At 67.6% G+C, this 1,462-nt stretch carries 1 protein-coding gene; it reads right to left on the bottom strand.

The genetic code is table 11. From position 1 onward, the window contains the following. Nucleotides 1-184 precede the first annotated feature (184 nt). A complete protein-coding gene (locus tag G6019_RS14130) occupies nt 185-1,138 on the bottom strand; it encodes an L-lactate dehydrogenase (RefSeq protein ID WP_095717867.1) in 954 nt (317 codons plus the stop codon). Nucleotides 1,139-1,462 lie beyond the last annotated feature (324 nt).

Here is a 1,462-nt window from a genome sequence, read left to right as displayed (position 1 = left end):
TCCTCGTACGGCGGGAGGAGATTGATGCATGACTGGTCCGCAGAACTCTGACCGCACCGACGATACATCCGAGGACACGCGGGATGACCGTCCGGAAACCAAGGATGAGCTGGTCGACGAGTGGGGTGACGAGTCCTTCCCCGCAAGCGATCCCCCCGCCACCCCCTGACCCCGACCCCCTGACTCAGCGCAGTATCTCGAACTGCTCCGACACCGCCCGCAGTGCAGACGCGCTGCGGGCGAACTGTTCGATCTCGGTGGCGTCGAGTTCCAACTCCACCACGCGCTGGACCCCGGTCCGGCCGATCACCGCGGGGACGCCGATGAAGATCCCGTCCTGCCCGTACTCGCCCCGCAACAACGTGGAGACCGGTAGCGACACCTGCTCGTTGCGCAGCACGGCTCGCGTGATGCGGGCCAGCCCCATGCCGATGCCGTAGCTCGTGGAGCCCTTGGAGTCGATGATCCGGTAGGCGGCGTCCCTGGTCTCCGTGAAGATCCGGGCCAGTCGTTCCCGCGTGGCCGGGTCCCCGTCGAGATCCCGGCGCAGTGGCACCCCCGAGACGTTGGCGGACGAGAAGACCGGCAGTTCGGTGTCACCGTGCTCGCCGATGATCGAGGCGTGCACGCTCATCGGGGCGACGTCGTAGTACTCGCCCAGCATGAAGCGGAAGCGCGCCGAGTCGAGGATCGTCCCGGAGCCGATGACCTGTGCGGAGGGAAGGCCGGAGTAGCGCCAGGAGGCCTGGGTGAGGATGTCGACGGGGTTGGTGGCCACGAGCAGGATGCCGTCGAAGCCGGTCGCCATGACGTCGCCGACGATCCCCTCGAAGATCGCCATGTTCCTGCCGACCAGGTCGAGTCGCGTCTCGCCGGGTCGCTGGGCGGCGCCGGCGCAGATCACCACCATCGTGGCGTCCGCGCAGTCGTCATAGGTGCCCTCCGTGACGAGGGTGGGGGAGGGGGCCCACACGACGCCGTGGTTGAGATCCATGACCTCGCCGACCAGTTTGTCGTGGTCGATGTCGATGATGGACAGGTGGTCGGCCAGGCCCTGGTTGACGAGCGCGTACCCGTAGGCGATGCCCACGTCCCCGGCGCCGATGAGCACGATGCGGTTCCCGATGGAGGCCTTCATGGTTCCCGAGGGTAGAGGCTCCGGGTGAACGCCGAGGGGCGGCGACTGGAACGGCGACTGGGGGCGACGACGAGGAGAACCCTGTTCGAACAGGTGTTCTTGCGCCGTGTCGGACCGGTGGTGTTCACTGTTCCCCGTGATCGAAAAATAGTTCGATCAGAGCGGTTGGCGGCGTGTCGTCCGGGTCGGGAGGTTCTGGTGATGGTAATGGGCACTTCTGCCGTCGACATGTCCGGCCTCGGCACGGCGGACCGCGTTGCTGAGCTGCGTCGCCGACTGGCCGCGATGCCGGGCGGGGGACCGCCCGCCGCCGCACGCTCGGGG

This window comes from Dietzia sp. DQ12-76 (assembly GCF_014145045.1).
Classification (GTDB): domain Bacteria; phylum Actinomycetota; class Actinomycetes; order Mycobacteriales; family Mycobacteriaceae; genus Dietzia.
The sequence above is the reverse complement of the archived record's forward strand: the minus strand, read 5'-3'. Positions and strand labels throughout refer to the sequence as shown.